Consider the following 14,766-nt stretch of genomic DNA (forward strand, 5'->3'; position numbering starts at 1 on the left):
AGCAGGGAATGACATGGCAGAAAACAAATCCAGGATGCGGAGGAACAGGGCCGGCAGGCACAGCACTTACGTCGGTTCGTTTCCCAAAAACCTGGTCAAATTATTGACCTGGACACCTGATTTTCTGCGGCTGGCGTCATCCCACGCGTTTGTTCAACCATTGACGAGAGGCTTCTTCGACAAACCAATCAAATGTATCCACATTCCAGAGAAGGTCATCGCGGGTCCACGGTGAACCATCTGGTTTGGGGCGCCGAGCCAGATGGTACGCTTTGTCGGACCACTCAAGATAGCCATACTGTTCTTCGACAACTCCGGCGGCTGAAAACCGTTGGAAAAGGCCTTGCAAAGTTCCTGGATGCCCCAGCTTCTCGTTTTTATGATACATTTTGAACACCGCAGAGAAAGCGTTTCCCAAGTGAGACTGGTTGCAAAGGGGGAGTAACGGTGATGTTTGCAGCTCAAATTTATCGCTTGAAAGGATCAGCTTGCAGGCGAAATACGGCTCCTGAACTTTGACCGCAAACCCACATGTTAACAAAGCCCCCATGGCCAACTCATAGGCGGTCAGCGCATGATCCACTAGAATGGTTCCCGCTGGCACTGTTCCGTCTGCAAGCGTCTGCGGGTCAATGGACAGATGTTCCACATCAAAGTTGGTGGTGAACGCAAACAGTGCTTGAGCATGGTATTTACACAGCTCAACCATCAGGTCACATTCAGCTCTGCTCCAAATTTCCCGCTCAATTTTCATTCGGCCCCACTCTCAAAAGGCGTACGGATACCAAAGCAATCCTCCATGCAACCGGTACAAAAGGCGAGGTAGCCCACTGATTGGCCTTCGGTTTCTTTAATAAGTGAGACGAGAAAAAACGTGGATCCGATTAGCTCAACATAACGCGCCGCTCATCTCCGTGTCGAGGCTCACTCCCGCCCAAAAAACAAAACCGGCCCCCAAAGGGAGCCGGTTTCTAAATCGTCCAAGCCGCGGTTGGATCAGAGGGACATATGGGTGCCCAGGGCTTCCATGTCGGCGAGCAGCTTGGCTGCGTCCTCGACCAGGCCGTGGGGCTGATCTTCCTCTTTCGCGGTCTTGTACATCTCGCGTGCTTCCTCGATCAGATCGTTCATCTGATCGCGGGTCATTTCAGCCATCGGGATCGCGCGTTCGGCCAGAACCGACAGGCTGTCGCCTGCGATTTCAGCAAAACCGCCGGTCACCAGATACTCCGAGTTGCCTTCGGGGCTTTCGACCTTCAGCACGCCGGGGCGCAGGGTGGTGATTGTCGGCGCGTGGCTCGGCATCGCTGTCATATCGCCCTCGGCGCCGGGGATCTGAACCGCGCTGGCCTGCAGCGACGCCAGGGCGCGCTCGGGGCTCACGAGGTCGAATTGCATCGTTTGTGCCATTGGGGCCTCCTTTCAGGGTCCCCCCGCACCGCGGGGCGCGGGGGAAAATCCGTTCTTAGGCGGCTTCCGCAGCCATCTTCTCGGCTTTGGCGAGCACTTCGTCGATGCCGCCAACCATGTAGAAGGCGCCTTCGGGCAGGTGGTCGTATTCGCCGGCCACAACGGCCTTGAAGGACGAGATGGTGTCTTCCAGCGGAACCTGCACACCGTCGGAGCCGGTGAACACCTTCGCAACGTCGAACGGCTGGGACAGGAAACGCTGGATCTTACGCGCACGCGCAACGGTCAGCTTGTCCTCTTCCGACAGTTCGTCCATGCCGAGGATGGCGATGATGTCCTGCAGCGACTTGTAGCGCTGGAGGATCTGCTGAACGTCGGAAGCCACTTTGTAGTGCTCTTCGCCAACGATCTGCGGGTCCATCAGGCGCGACGAGGAGTCGAGCGGGTCCACAGCGGGGTAGATGCCGAGCTCGGAGATCGCCCGGTTAAGAACAGTGGTCGCGTCCAGGTGGGCAAAGGTGGTTGCCGGTGCCGGGTCGGTAAGGTCGTCCGCGGGAACGTAGACGGCCTGGATCGAGGTGATCGAGCCGTTCTTGGTGGAGGTGATGCGTTCCTGCATGGCGCCCATGTCGGTGGCCAGGGTCGGCTGGTAGCCCACAGCCGAAGGAATACGGCCGAGCAGAGCGGACACCTCAGAACCAGCCTGGGTGAAGCGGAAGATGTTGTCCACGAAGAACAGAACGTCGGTGCCGGACTGGTCGCGGAACTGTTCGGCCAGGGTCAGGCCGGTCAGCGCAACACGGGCACGGGCTCCCGGAGGTTCGTTCATCTGACCGTAAACCAGGGCCACCTGGGATTCTTCCAGATTGTCCGGCTTGATCACGTTGGATTCGATCATTTCCCAGTACAGGTCGTTGCCTTCACGGGTCCGTTCGCCAACACCCGCGAACACGGAGAAGCCCGAGTGCACTTTTGCGATGTTGTTGATCAGTTCCATGATGAGAACGGTCTTGCCCACGCCGGCGCCGCCGAACAGGCCGATCTTGCCGCCTTTGGCGTAGGGTGCCAGCAGGTCGATCACCTTGATGCCGGTCACCAGAACCTCGGACTCGGTGGACTGGTCGTTGAATTCCGGTGCGGGCTGGTGGATCGCGCGGGTCTCGGTTGCGTTCACCGGGCCCTTTTCGTCCACGGGCTCACCCACAACGTTCAGGATGCGGCCCAGGGTGGCGTTGCCGACCGGGATCGAGATCGGCGCGCCGGTGTCGGATACGGCCTGACCGCGGACCAGGCCCTCGGTTGCGTCCATTGCGATGGTGCGGACGGTGTTTTCGCCGAGGTGCTGGGCAACTTCCAGAACCAGGGTTTTGCCATCGTTTTCGGTGTGCAGTGCGTTCAGAATTGCGGGCAGGTGGTCGTCGAACTGGACGTCCACAACGGCGCCGATGATCTGGGTCACCTTGCCTTTTGCTTGTGCCATTTGTTGGTCTCCGGTTGTCTCTTAGAGCGCCTCAGCGCCCGAAATGATTTCAATCAGCTCGTTGGTGATCACGGCCTGACGGGAACGGTTGAACTCGATGGTCAGCTTGTCGATCATCTCGCCCGCGTTGCGGGTCGCGTTGTCCATAGCGCTCATCCGGGCACCCTGTTCGGATGCGCCGTTTTCCAGCAGGCCAGAGAAGATCTGGGTCGCCACGCCGCGCGGCAGCAGGTCCGCCAGGATCTGCTCTTCGCCCGGTTCATAGTCGTAGACGGCGCCAGAGCTTTCACCTTCCTCGGCCTCAAAGGATGCCGGGATGATCTGCTGCGCGGTCGGGATCTGGGTCACGACGTTCACGAACTCCGAGTAGAAGATCGTGGCAACGTCGAATTCACCAGCGTCGAACCGGGTCAGGATGTCCTTGGCGATCGTCTGCGCGTTGACATAGCCGATACGCTTGACTTCGCTGAGGTCCACATGGCCGACGAAATCACTGCCGAGGTCGCGCTTCAGGGCATCACGGCCCTTCTTGCCGACGGTCAGAACCTTGACCGTCTTGCCCGCGCCCTTGAGCTCAGCCGCCTTCTGGCGGGCGAGCTTGGCAATGTTCGAGTTGAAGCCGCCGCAGAGGCCGCGTTCGGCGGTCATGACGACCAGGAGGTGAACCTGGTCCGAGCCGGTGCCGCGGAGCAGCTTGGGCGCGGAGTCGCTGCCGCCGACCGAGGCCGCCAGCCCTGCCATCACGGCGTTGAACCGCTTGGCGTAGGGCCGGGAATCCTCGGCAGCTTCTTGGGCGCGGCGAAGTTTCGCCGCGGCCACCATTTGCATGGCTTTGGTGATCTTGCGGGTCGATTTGACCGACTCGATCCTGTTTTTAAGGTCTTTGAGAGAAGGCATGTCCCGACTCTCTCCTTATGCGAAGGTGGCGGCGTATTCGTCGATCGCAGCCTTGAGTTTGTCAGCGGCGTCGCCCTTGATCTTGGGATCTTCGTTGGTGATCCAATCCAGGACGTCTTTGCCTTTGCTGCGCATATGCGCCAGCAGGCCTGCCTCGTAACGGCCCACGTCCTTGACGTCGACCTTGTCGAGGTAGCCGTTGGTGCCTGCAAAGATGACGCAGACGATTTCCGCGTTGGTCAGCGGCGAGTACTGCGCCTGCTTCATCAGCTCGGTCAGACGGGCGCCTCGGGCCAGCAGCTGCTGGGTGGCGGCGTCCAGGTCGGAGCCGAACTGCGCGAAGGCAGCCATTTCGCGGTACTGGGCCAGCGACAGTTTAACCGGGCCTGCAACCGAGGACATCGCCTTGGTCTGAGCCGAGGAGCCAACGCGCGAAACCGACAGACCGGTGTTCACGGCGGGACGGATGCCCTGGTAGAACAGTTCGGTTTCCAGGAAGATCTGGCCGTCGGTGATCGAGATCACGTTGGTCGGAATAAACGCGGACACGTCGCCGCCCTGGGTCTCGATGATCGGCAGCGCGGTCAGCGAGCCGGCACCGAAGTCCTCGTTCAGCTTGGCCGAACGCTCCAGCAGGCGGGAGTGCAGGTAGAAAACGTCGCCCGGGTAGGCTTCACGTCCCGGCGGACGGCGCAGCAGCAGCGACATCTGACGGTAAGCAACCGCCTGTTTGGACAGGTCATCATAGATGATCAGCGCGTGGCGGCCGTTGTCGCGGAAGAATTCCGCCATTGCGGTTGCGGCATAGGGTGCCAGGAACTGCAGCGGTGCCGGGTCGGACGCGGTTGCGGCCACAACGATGGAGTATTCCATCGCGCCGGACTCTTCCAGTTTCTTCACCAGCTGGGCAACGGTGGAGCGCTTCTGGCCAACCGCGACGTAAACGCAGTACAGCTTCTTGCTCTCGTCGTCGCCTGCGGCGTCGTTGTAGGATTTCTGGTTCAGCATCGCGTCCAGAGCAACGGCGGTCTTGCCGGTCTGACGGTCGCCGATGATCAGCTCGCGCTGGCCGCGGCCGATCGGGATCATCGCGTCAACGGACTTGAGGCCGGTTGCCATCGGCTCGTGAACCGATTTACGCGGGATGATGCCCGGTGCCTTCACGTCGGCGACGCCGCGGGTGACGTCTTCGATCGGGCCCTTGCCGTCCAGCGGGTTGCCCAGGCCGTCAACAACGCGGCCCAAGAGGCCGTTGCCGACCGGAACGTCCACAATCGCGTTGGTGCGCTTGACGGTGTCGCCTTCTTTAATGTCGCGGTCGGAGCCGAAGATCACGATACCGACGTTGTCGGCTTCGAGGTTCAGCGCCATGCCCATGATGCCGCCCGGGAATTCGACCATCTCGCCGGCCTGGACGTTGTCGAGGCCGTAAACGCGGGCAATACCGTCACCGACGGACAGCACGCGGCCGATTTCTGCCACTTCGGCTTCTTGACCAAAATTCTTGATCTGGTCTTTCAGGATCGCAGAAATCTCTGCTGCTTGGATACCCATTTATCCGACCTCTTTCATTGCATTCTGTAGGGAGTTGAGCTTGGAGCGGATCGAACTGTCGATCATCTTCGAGCCCACTTTAACGACAAGACCGCCGATGATGGAGGCATCGACGGAAGCATTGATGGTAACTTTCTTGCCCACGCGCTCGGCCAGGGTCTTGGCCAGCTTTTCGCTTTGGGTCTTGGTCAGCGCCTTGGCAGAGACCACCTCGGCGGTGACTTCGCCGCGGGCGTCGGCCAGACGGGCGCGCAGCGCCTCGATCAGCGCGGGCAGCACAAACAGACGGCGCTTGTCGGCCATCAGCGCCAGGGTGTTGCGCAGCACAGGGTCCAGGCCCATCTTGTCTGCCACCGCGGTGATTGCGGCACCCTGCTCTTCGCGCGACACCAGCGGCGACTGGATCAGGCTGTTGAGCTCTTCGCTGTCAGCCAGGGCGGCTGCCAGATCATTGATGCTGGTTTCAAGGCTGTCGAGCGCCTTGTTCTCTTCCGCGATGTCGAACACCGCCGTGGCATAGCGCGCGGCAATGCCTGCAGAAATCGAAGCTGGTTCGGACACGTCCACCCTTCCGATATGTTTTTGGCCCCGGTTGGCGTACCTGGCGATCAGGAGGCGTCCGGGGGCGTGAGACATCCCCCTTGGCAGCGGGGCGTTGAAATCAGCGTGGGTCTAGCAGAGCGGATGCGACCTATCAACTGCCTATAACGGTAACAGGAAAAAGCATGTTTCGTTTACTTTCAATGGCTTGCAGCAAGTGCGGCCCTTTGACCACAGATGATTTTTAAAAAAGTGCGGCTGAACTGCAGGATTTGGCGATTCCGGAAAGCGGCATTTGCGGCAAAAATCGTCACATATGCCCTTTGAACCGCTGTTCCGGGCGCTTCGGAAGGCGCTGCAGCAGTTTCAGGGAATCGAAATCCGCCACCCTTCGGGTCACACCGGTTCCGGCATCGGGTTAGAGAGCCCTTCCAGCACCCGGATGCGGCTGGGGGCCTTGGTGCGGGTCATGTGGCCCTTCTGCGGATAGGTCTGTTTGCTGACCTCAACCATGAACACGCCGCCGGCCAGCATTGCGGGCAGCTTGCGGCCCATCTTTTCCAGCATGGCACCGGATTTCAGCCAGAACCGTTTGTGGCTGGGAAGCCTGTAGAGCGCTGCCGTGTGCTGCTCGATGGCGAACTGATGCTGCCGCAGCTGCCCCTCCAGCTGGCGCAGTGTGTAGGGGCGGCCATAGCCGAAAGGTGTCAGATCGGAGCGCGCCCAGAGGCCGGCCCGGTTCGGCACAATGAAAATCGCACGCCCGCCCGGTCCCAGCACCCGCCAGCATTCCTCCAGCAGCTTGCTGGGGCGTTCCGAAGTTTCCAGCCCGTGCATCACCACCAGCCGGTCGGCGCGGCCGGTGTCGATGGGCCAGCTGGTCTCCTCGCACAGGACCGAGACATTGGGCAGGCCTGCAGGCCATTGCATCACCCCCTGCGGCCCTGGCATCAGCGCCATAACCCGGCGTGCTTCCGGCAGGTAAGGACGCAACAGCGGAGCGGCAAAGCCAAAGCCCGCCACGGTCAGCCCCTCTGCCTCTGGCCACAGTTCCAGCAGGCGGCCGCGGATCGAAGCCTGCGCCGCACGCCCCAGGGTGCTGCGGTAGTAGAAGTTCCTGAGATCCTGAACATCAAGATGCATTGCGGGCGCCTGCTGCTTCGGCCAATCTGGGCGCAGTTTAGCAATGTAAAGGCGAATGACCATGCCTCTTGAGATCATCACCCTGCCCTGCCTGTCGGATAACTATGCCTTTTTGATCCATAATCCGGCCTCCGGGGAGACCGCGCTGGTGGATGCGCCCGAGGCAGGCGCCGTCAAGGCCGCCCTGTCTGAGCGCGGCTGGGGGCTGGACTGGATCCTGCTGACCCACCACCACTGGGACCACGTGGACGGTGTGGCGGAGCTGCGCGCGGCTTATGGTGCCAAGGTGATCGGTGCCGCGGTGGACGCGCACCGGCTGCCAGAGCTGGATATGGCCGTTGCGGACGGCGGCACTTTCACCCTGCTAGGCGAGGAGGTGCAGGTGATGGATGTATCCGGCCACACGGTCGGCCATATCGCCTTTTACATGCCCGGCGCCGAGGCGGTTTTCACCGCCGACAGCCTGATGGCGCTGGGCTGCGGGCGGCTTTTTGAAGGCACACCGCAGCAGATGTGGGCCAGCCTGTCAAAACTTGCCACGCTACCGCCGCAAACTATGGTTTATTCAGGACATGAATACACCCAGACGAACGGTGCCTTTGCGGTCACCGTGGACCCCGGCAACCCGGCGTTGCAGGCGCGGGTGAGCGATATCGCACAGGCCCGGGAAAACGGTGTCCCGACGGTGCCGTCCTCTTTGCAATTGGAACTTGACACCAATCCCTTCCTGCGCGCTGCTGACACTGCTGTTAGAGCGCATTTGGGCATGCAAGACGCTGAAGATTCAGAAGTTTTTGCCGAAATTCGCCAGCGGAAGGACAATTTCTGAGCCAATCAAGTGTATCGGGGCGCAACAGCGAGAAAATAATTGTGACCCCAAAATGAAGAAAAGACCTTGAAGCCGGCGCTCTATCAACCAAACTCTAACCTTATAAGCACATGGTTGAACTGAGGGGTTGGTTAATACCGCCCCACCGGCCAACCCAAGATCAGAGGAGCACGACCGTGCCTTCATTCTCGAGCACCCTGGAACAGGCCATTCACGCAGCGCTGGCGCTGGCGAATGAACGCCGTCATGAATTTGCAACCCTGGAACATCTGCTTCTGGCCCTGATCGACGAGCCCGACGCGGCCCGCGTGATGCGCGCCTGCAGTGTCGACCTGAGTGAATTGCGATCATCGCTGGTGGAGTTCGTGGATGAGGATCTTGCCAACCTTGTGACCGATATCGACGGATCGGAGGCGGTGCCGACTGCTGCCTTCCAGCGCGTCATCCAACGCGCCGCGATCCACGTCCAGAGTTCTGGCCGCACTGAGGTAACGGGGGCGAATGTGCTGGTCGCCATCTTTGCCGAACGCGAGAGCGATGCCGCCTATTTCCTGCAGGACCAGGAGATGACCCGCTATGATGCGGTCAACTTCATTGCCCATGGCGTCGCCAAGGACCCGGCCTACGGGGAATCCCGCCCCGTAACCGGCGCGACCGAGCAGGAAGAGGACAACCTGACCGCCGCGCCCGAGGGCGAGAAGAAAGAGTCGGCGCTGGCGAAATACTGCGTCGACCTGAACGCGAAATCCCGCGACGGCGACATCGACCCGCTGATCGGCCGCGATCACGAGGTGGAGCGCTGCATCCAGGTGCTGTGCCGCCGCCGCAAGAACAACCCGCTGCTGGTGGGCGACCCCGGTGTCGGCAAGACCGCCATCGCGGAAGGCCTGGCGCGCCGCATTGTCTCTGGCGAAACCCCGGAGATCCTGTCGGAGACCACGATCTATTCGCTCGACATGGGCGCATTGCTGGCCGGCACCCGTTACCGCGGCGATTTCGAGGAACGCCTGAAGGCTGTCGTCTCCGAACTGGAGGAACACCCGGACGCGGTGCTGTTCATCGACGAGATCCACACCGTGATCGGTGCCGGCGCCACCTCTGGCGGTGCGATGGATGCGTCCAACCTGCTGAAACCTGCGCTGCAGGGCGGCAAGCTGCGCACCATGGGCTCCACCACCTACAAGGAGTTCCGCCAGCACTTCGAGAAGGACCGCGCGCTGTCCCGCCGGTTCCAGAAGATCGACGTGAACGAGCCGACGGTGGAGGATTCCATCGAGATCCTGAAGGGCCTGAAACCCTATTTCGAGGAGCATCACGGCATCAAGTTCACCGGCGATGCAATCAAGACCGCGGTGGAGCTGTCGGCGCGCTACATCAACGACCGCAAGCTGCCGGACAAGGCCATCGACGTGATCGACGAGGCCGGCGCCGCGCAGCATCTGATCATCGAGAGCAAGCGCCGCAAGACCATCGGCGTCAAGGAGATCGAGGCTGTCGTGGCGAAGATCGCCCGCATCCCGCCCAAGAACGTCTCCAAGGACGATGCCGAGGTGCTGAAGGATCTGGAGAAGTCGCTGAAACGCGTGGTCTTCGGCCAGGACGATGCCATCACCGCCCTGTCGAGCGCTATCAAGTTGGCCCGTGCCGGCCTGCGCGAACCGGAAAAGCCGATTGGCAACTACCTGTTTGCAGGTCCCACCGGTGTCGGCAAAACCGAGGTCGCGAAACAGCTGGCGGATCAGCTGGGCGTCGAGCTGCTGCGCTTCGACATGTCGGAATACATGGAGAAACATGCGGTTTCCCGCCTGATCGGCGCGCCTCCGGGCTATGTCGGGTTTGATCAGGGCGGCCTTCTGACGGATGGTGTTGACCAGCACCCGCACTGCGTGCTGCTGCTGGATGAGATCGAGAAGGCGCACCCGGATGTCTACAACATCCTGCTGCAGGTGATGGATAACGGCCAGCTGACCGACCACAACGGCCGCACCGTGAACTTCCGCAACGTGATCCTGATCATGACCTCCAACGCGGGCGCATCGGAGCAGGCGAAGGCCGCCATCGGCTTTGGCCGCGACCGCCGCGAGGGTGAGGACACCGCCGCCATTGAGCGCACCTTCACACCGGAGTTCCGCAACCGCCTGGATGCGGTGATCTCCTTCGCGCCGCTGGGCAAAGAGGTGATCCTGCAGGTGGTCGAGAAGTTCGTGCTGCAGCTGGAAGCGCAGCTGATGGACCGCAACGTCTCGATCGAACTGACCCGCAAGGCTGCCGAATGGCTGGCCGACAAGGGTTACGACGACCGTATGGGCGCGCGTCCCCTGGGCCGGGTCATTCAGGAGCACATCAAGAAACCGCTGGCCGAAGAGCTGCTGTTCGGCAAGCTGACCAAGGGCGGCGTGGTCCAGGTCGGCATCAAGGATGGCAAATTGGACCTGCGACTGGAAGGCCCGAGCAAGCCGCGGATCTCTGGCGACAAGCCGCCGCTTCTGACCGCGGACTGATGCGCCTCCTAGCGCTGATGACATCCTTATCGCTCGCCGCGCCTGCCGCGGCGGGCGATTTGGTTTTGCAGTTCCCGCTGGACTGTACCCTGGGCGAGGACTGCCGCATCCAGCAATTCGTGGACCGCGACCCCGGTAAGGGGGCCACGGATTTCACCTGCGGCACGCTCAGCTATGACGGGCACAAGGGCACTGACATCGCCCTGCCCTACCTTTCGGACATGCAGGCAGGCGTTCAGGTGCGTGCGGCCGCGGACGGGGTTGTGCTGGGCACCCGCAACACAATGGCGGACCAGTATGCCACAGCGGATAATGCAGACAGCATCGACGGCAAGGAATGCGGCAATGGCGTGGTGCTGCGCCATGGCGGCGGCTGGGAGACCCAGTACTGCCACATGAAGCGCGGTTCGGTGCTGGTGGAGAACGGCCAGAAGGTGAAGGCCGGTGATGTTCTGGGCGAGGTTGGCCTTTCTGGCAAGACCCAGTTCCCGCATCTGCATCTGTCAGTGCGCAAGGACGGTGCGGTCGTGGATCCGTTTTCCCCAGGCGCACTGGACACCTGCGGCAGCCCCGCAGCGCAAACACTTTGGGCTGATCCCCTGCCCTACCAGCCAGGCGGGCTGATCGGAGCTGGTTTTTCCACTGCCGTTCCGGAGTTCGACGCAATTCAGGCCGGCACCGCCAATCAGGCGCCACTGGCTGCGGATGCGCCTGCACTGGTGTTCTGGGCCTATGCCTATGGCAGCCAGGCCGGCGACCGGCTGGAACTGAACGTAACAGGGCCGGGCGGCGAGCTGGTCTCCCACAGCGAGGCGCTGGAGCGGACACAGGCTCAGTTGTTCCGCGCCGCCGGGCGGCGCCTGCGCGGCGGGCAATGGCCTGCGGGCAGCTATACCGGTGTAGCCCGGTTGCTCCGGGACGGTCAGGAGATTGCCCGCTTCGCCCGCAGCATGACTGTAGCGGCCCAATAACGCGCCCGGGAAACCGACCTGGAGCCGCAGCGCGGCTGCCTGGCCCAACGGGCGCAGCCGTCATTGCAAGGGCGAATTAGCTTCGGCCGCGAGCCTCCCGCGCCTGCATATGGTGCTTGGACTGAGGCCGGAAATCCACCTGCTGGATTTGATAAAGCCCGCATCCGCAATAGTTTATAGCTAGCCCTGCTGCCCGGCGGGGCCGCAACCCGCGTGTAACTAGTAGCTTGTCTCCATTAGTGAAGCGGGTTGCACCTTGCTGTGGCCGCAGGACAGGCAGACGCCGGCCACCAGCAACCTGGCCTTGTGGTCATCCGGCACAGTTATCCGGTTCATTTTTCAGTGAATTTCAACTCGATCCGGCGGTTTTGCGCACGCGCCTCCGGTGTGTCTTCCGGGTTCACCGGCTGATATTCCCCGAAACCGTTGGCCGCCAGCCGCGAGGGCGGCACGCCCAGCGCCTCAACCATGTAGCGCACGACAGACAGCGCCCGGCCTTGGCTGAGCTCCCAGTTGTCGGCAAATTTCGGATGCACTCCCAAAGGCGTATTGTCGGTGTGCCCGTCCACCCGGATGATCCAGTTGATCTCCGGCGGGATCGCAGTCATCACGCTTTGCAGGATCGACACCACCTTGGCGATCTCCACCCGGCCCGCAGGCGACAGGGTGGCGCTGCCGGGTGGGAACAGCACCTCGGAGGCAAAGACAAAGCGGTCGCCCTGGATGCGGACGCCCTCCTGCGTGCCCAGCAGGTCGCGCAGGCGTCCGAAGAACTCTGAGCGGTAGCGCTCCAGGTCCTGTGCCTTGGCGGTAAGCGCCTCCGCTTCGGCCTCCAGCCGCTTGCGCTCCTGCTCTTCCAGCAGCCGCCGCTTGCGTTCTTCGGATGCCGCGCGGGCCAGGGCCGCGTTCAGGTCCTGGCCGAGGTTCTGCAACTGCACCTGCTGCGCCGCGTCGCGGGCCTGATAGTCGTCGAGGATGGCCTGCAGTCCGCCCAGCTGTTCGCGCAAGGCCGCGACCTGCTGATTGAGCAGCGCGGTTTCGCGGCGGGCCTCTTCTGACACGGCCTGCTCTTGCGACAGCGCGTCCCGCGCCTGCGCCAGCAGGGCGGCGCGTTCTTCGGCCCGGGTCAACTGCTCAGCGGCGCTGGCTTCTGCAGTCTCCTGCGCGGCCAGTGCGGCGAGCAGGCGCTGGCGCAGGACATCCAGGTCTTCCGACTGGGTTTCCGCCGCGACCAGAGCTGCCTTGGCCGCGGCCAGTTCAGCTTCCAGCCGCCCGGCCTCAGCGTCTGAGCCTGCACGTGCGGTTTCCAGTTCAGAGAGCTGCGCATCCAGCTGCTTTCGCGCCGCCTCTGCCGCGGCCAGCAGGGTCAGGGTGTCCTCCGCCTGCTGACGCTGCGCCTCCAAGGCCAGGGTCATGGCGGTCAGTTCGGCATCCGCCGACTGCAGTTTTTCGCGCAAGGCTTCGGCGGCTGCGGCCTCCAGCAACCGGGCTGTTTCCTCCGCATTCAGTTGCTCCTGCAGGCCCGCGATTTCTTCAGTTCTCGCGGCTTGCTCCGATTCAAGGCTGGCGATCAGCGCCTCCATTGCCTCGCGCTCGGCCGCCGCCAGCCGGGCGGCTTCTGCCTGGGCATCGATTTCGCCGCGGGCCTGGGCCAACGCGAGGTTCAGGGCGTCCTGCTCGCTGAGGAGTGCGGCGCGGGCTGCCTCGAGGGTTTCGCGTTCGGCGTCCAGATCCGCAACCCGCGCCTGGGCGGCGTCGCGGCTGGCGATCAGAGCCGCCACTTGGGCCTCGAAACTGGTGATGCGGCTGGCAGCCTCGGCCAGTTCTCCGGCCTGGCGGTCGCGTTCAGCCGTCAGCGAGGTGATCAGGCTGCGGGCATGCGCCAGATCCTGTTCCGCCGTGTTGAGGGTCGAGGTCAATGCCCCCAGCCGGGCGTTCAGCCGGCTGTTCTCGCGTTCCTCAAGCCCCAGTGCTGAGGCCAGTGCGCGGACCTCGGCGGAGAGTTCATCCAGCTGGCTTTCCTGTCCGGTGATGGTTTCGCGCAGCACGAATTGCACTACCATGAAGATGGTCAGCACAAACATCAGAACCAGCAGCAGCCCGGTCATGGCATCGACGAAGCCGGGCCAGATCGAGGCCTGGAACCGCTGCCCTGTGCGCCGGGAAAGGGCCATCCGTTATTCCCCCGGGCCCCGGTCCGGCAGACCGCCGCGGGACAGTCCGCGCGGACGCGCGAAGGCCTTGATCATCAGGTCGATATCCTTGCGCAGTTCGGCCAGGCTCTCCTGGCGGCCTGCGGAGATTTCTTCGAGGATGCGCAGCATCTGCACGTCGATGGAGCGCAGCCGCATCCGGCTTTCGGCGTCGATGCCGCCGTGCTCTCCCTGCGCGCGCAGGATCTCGGTCAGCGCCTCCTGCCCTACCGCAACCCGGTCCAGTGCCGCGGTGATGGTGCCGGTCTGATCCTGGCGGCGGTTCATTTCCTGAATGGTTTCCACCAGCTCGGTTAGCCGCTGGTCCACCGCTGCGCGGCCTTCGGCAGTCTCGACAAACATTTCCTGAAGCATCTCCATCTGCTCCGCCATGGTGTCGAGCACCTGGGAAACCACGCCGCTTTCGCCGGCGCCCTCCTCGCCTGAGGAGAAGCTGACGCGGGTGATGGAGGAAAGCCATTCCTCCAGCTCGCGGTAAAAGCGGTTCTGGCCATGGCCCGCAAACAGCTCCAGCAGGCCGACGATCAGCGATCCGGCAAGGCCCAGCAGCGAGGAAGCGAAGGCCACGCCCATGCCGCCCAGCTGCGCTTCAAGGCCTGTCATCAGGCGGTTGAAAACCGACAGGCCTTCTTCGCCCTCCTGCGGCGCCAGGCTGCGGATGGTGTCGACGACGGCGGGAACGGTGGTGGCAAGGCCGTAGAACGTGCCGAGAAGGCCCAGGAAAATCAGCAAGTTGACGATATACCGGGTGATTTCGCGGTCTTCGTCAATACGGCTGGCCACCGAGTCCAGTATGGAGCGGGTGGAGGCCGAACCCAGCTGCATCCGGGCGCTGCGCGAGCCCAGGAGCGAGGCCAGAGGCGCCAGTATCGAGGGCGGGCGGCGGTGCTCCTGATTGTCGCCGCCGGCAAAGCGTTCGATCCAGCGCACCGAGCCGATCAGCTGCACCACCTGCCAGAAGCAGGCCAGCACCCCGATCACAAAGACAAAGACGATGAACCCGTTGAGCCAAGGATTGGCCTGGAACACCGGCAGCACCCGCGGCAGCGCCACAAAGGCGCCAAACCCGGATAGCCCCAGCGCGATCAGCATCATGATGATCTGCCGCACCGGCTGGGAGAACTGCGGCCGGGTCTTACGGTCTGGCTGCGCCATTTCCTGTGGCTCCTGACACTTTTGTCTGCTCGTGTTGCCACGCAGCCTATAAGCAAAGTGTCAGAACCGCCAA

12 protein-coding genes are annotated in these 14,766 nt (G+C 62.6%); 3 read left to right on the forward strand and 9 right to left on the reverse strand.

The window, feature by feature from the left end; translation table 11 throughout:
- Window positions 1-136: 136 nt before the first annotated feature.
- From RA26_RS17595 to RA26_RS17625, 7 genes are all read right to left on the reverse strand, one after another.
- Window positions 137-754, reverse strand: coding sequence for a hypothetical protein (locus RA26_RS17595; protein WP_039185830.1), 618 nt, complete (start codon window positions 752-754; stop codon window positions 137-139).
- Between the two features lie 242 nt (window positions 755-996).
- Entirely contained in the window at window positions 997-1,410 is a 414-nt protein-coding gene (locus RA26_RS17600; protein ID WP_039185835.1) for a F0F1 ATP synthase subunit epsilon, read from the reverse strand.
- Window positions 1,411-1,465: 55 nt separating this feature from the next.
- Window positions 1,466-2,890, reverse strand: coding sequence for a F0F1 ATP synthase subunit beta (gene atpD / locus RA26_RS17605; RefSeq protein ID WP_039185837.1), 1,425 nt, complete (start codon window positions 2,888-2,890; stop codon window positions 1,466-1,468).
- Window positions 2,891-2,911: 21 nt separating this feature from the next.
- Complete coding sequence (locus RA26_RS17610; protein WP_039185838.1) at window positions 2,912-3,787, reverse strand: F0F1 ATP synthase subunit gamma; 876 nt, start codon at window positions 3,785-3,787, stop codon at window positions 2,912-2,914.
- Between the two features lie 15 nt (window positions 3,788-3,802).
- The gene (gene atpA / locus RA26_RS17615; protein WP_039185841.1) at window positions 3,803-5,341 is read right to left on the reverse strand and encodes a F0F1 ATP synthase subunit alpha; all 1,539 of its coding nucleotides are present in this window, start codon (window positions 5,339-5,341) and stop codon (window positions 3,803-3,805) included.
- A complete protein-coding gene (locus RA26_RS17620) occupies window positions 5,342-5,902 on the reverse strand; it encodes a F0F1 ATP synthase subunit delta (RefSeq protein ID WP_039185843.1) in 561 nt (186 codons plus the stop codon). It lies immediately after the preceding gene.
- 375 nt (window positions 5,903-6,277) lie between these two features.
- On the reverse strand, window positions 6,278-7,024 hold the full coding sequence (locus tag RA26_RS17625) for a class I SAM-dependent methyltransferase (protein ID WP_039185845.1): 747 nt from the start codon (window positions 7,022-7,024) through the stop codon (window positions 6,278-6,280).
- Between the two features lie 55 nt (window positions 7,025-7,079).
- On the opposite strand from RA26_RS17625, the gene gloB reads away from it, so the two are divergent.
- From gloB to RA26_RS17640, 3 genes are all read left to right on the forward strand, one after another.
- Window positions 7,080-7,853 carry a hydroxyacylglutathione hydrolase gene (gloB, locus tag RA26_RS17630; protein WP_039185847.1) on the forward strand — a complete coding sequence of 258 codons (774 nt, stop codon included), beginning with the start codon at window positions 7,080-7,082 and terminating at the stop codon, window positions 7,851-7,853.
- 176 nt (window positions 7,854-8,029) lie between these two features.
- Window positions 8,030-10,354, forward strand: a complete 2,325-nt coding sequence (clpA, locus tag RA26_RS17635) for an ATP-dependent Clp protease ATP-binding subunit ClpA (protein WP_039185848.1) — start codon at window positions 8,030-8,032, stop codon at window positions 10,352-10,354.
- A complete protein-coding gene (locus RA26_RS17640) occupies window positions 10,354-11,325 on the forward strand; it encodes a M23 family metallopeptidase (protein ID WP_039185850.1) in 972 nt (323 codons plus the stop codon). The genes clpA and RA26_RS17640 overlap by 1 nt, the downstream gene beginning before the upstream one ends.
- 332 nt (window positions 11,326-11,657) lie before the next feature.
- Here the strand turns inward: RA26_RS17640 and RA26_RS17645 are convergent, their stop codons facing one another.
- Window positions 11,658-13,499 (reverse strand): peptidoglycan -binding protein, encoded by a 1,842-nt coding sequence (locus tag RA26_RS17645; RefSeq protein ID WP_039185852.1) that lies wholly within the window; start codon window positions 13,497-13,499, stop codon window positions 11,658-11,660.
- Window positions 13,500-13,502: 3 nt separating this feature from the next.
- Complete coding sequence (locus RA26_RS17650) at window positions 13,503-14,693, reverse strand: biopolymer transporter ExbB (protein WP_039185854.1); 1,191 nt, start codon at window positions 14,691-14,693, stop codon at window positions 13,503-13,505.
- Window positions 14,694-14,766 lie beyond the last annotated feature (73 nt).

It is taken from the genome of Leisingera sp. ANG-M7 (genome assembly GCF_000813965.1).
Classification (GTDB): Bacteria; Pseudomonadota; Alphaproteobacteria; order Rhodobacterales; family Rhodobacteraceae; genus Leisingera.

Coding starts and splice junctions, on each gene's coding strand:
- RA26_RS17595 (WP_039185830.1), bottom strand. CDS start 754: ATGAAAATTGAGCGGGAAATTTGGAGCAGAGCTGAATGTGACCTGATG.
- RA26_RS17600 (WP_039185835.1), bottom strand. CDS start 1,410: ATGGCACAAACGATGCAATTCGACCTCGTGAGCCCCGAGCGCGCCCTG.
- atpD (WP_039185837.1), bottom strand. CDS start 2,890: ATGGCACAAGCAAAAGGCAAGGTGACCCAGATCATCGGCGCCGTTGTG.
- RA26_RS17610 (WP_039185838.1), bottom strand. CDS start 3,787: ATGCCTTCTCTCAAAGACCTTAAAAACAGGATCGAGTCGGTCAAATCG.
- atpA (WP_039185841.1), bottom strand. CDS start 5,341: ATGGGTATCCAAGCAGCAGAGATTTCTGCGATCCTGAAAGACCAGATC.
- RA26_RS17625 (WP_039185845.1), bottom strand. CDS start 7,024: ATGCATCTTGATGTTCAGGATCTCAGGAACTTCTACTACCGCAGCACC.
- gloB (WP_039185847.1), top strand. CDS start 7,080: ATGACCATGCCTCTTGAGATCATCACCCTGCCCTGCCTGTCGGATAAC.
- RA26_RS17640 (WP_039185850.1), top strand. CDS start 10,354: ATGCGCCTCCTAGCGCTGATGACATCCTTATCGCTCGCCGCGCCTGCC.
- RA26_RS17645 (WP_039185852.1), bottom strand. CDS start 13,499: ATGGCCCTTTCCCGGCGCACAGGGCAGCGGTTCCAGGCCTCGATCTGG.
- RA26_RS17650 (WP_039185854.1), bottom strand. CDS start 14,693: ATGGCGCAGCCAGACCGTAAGACCCGGCCGCAGTTCTCCCAGCCGGTG.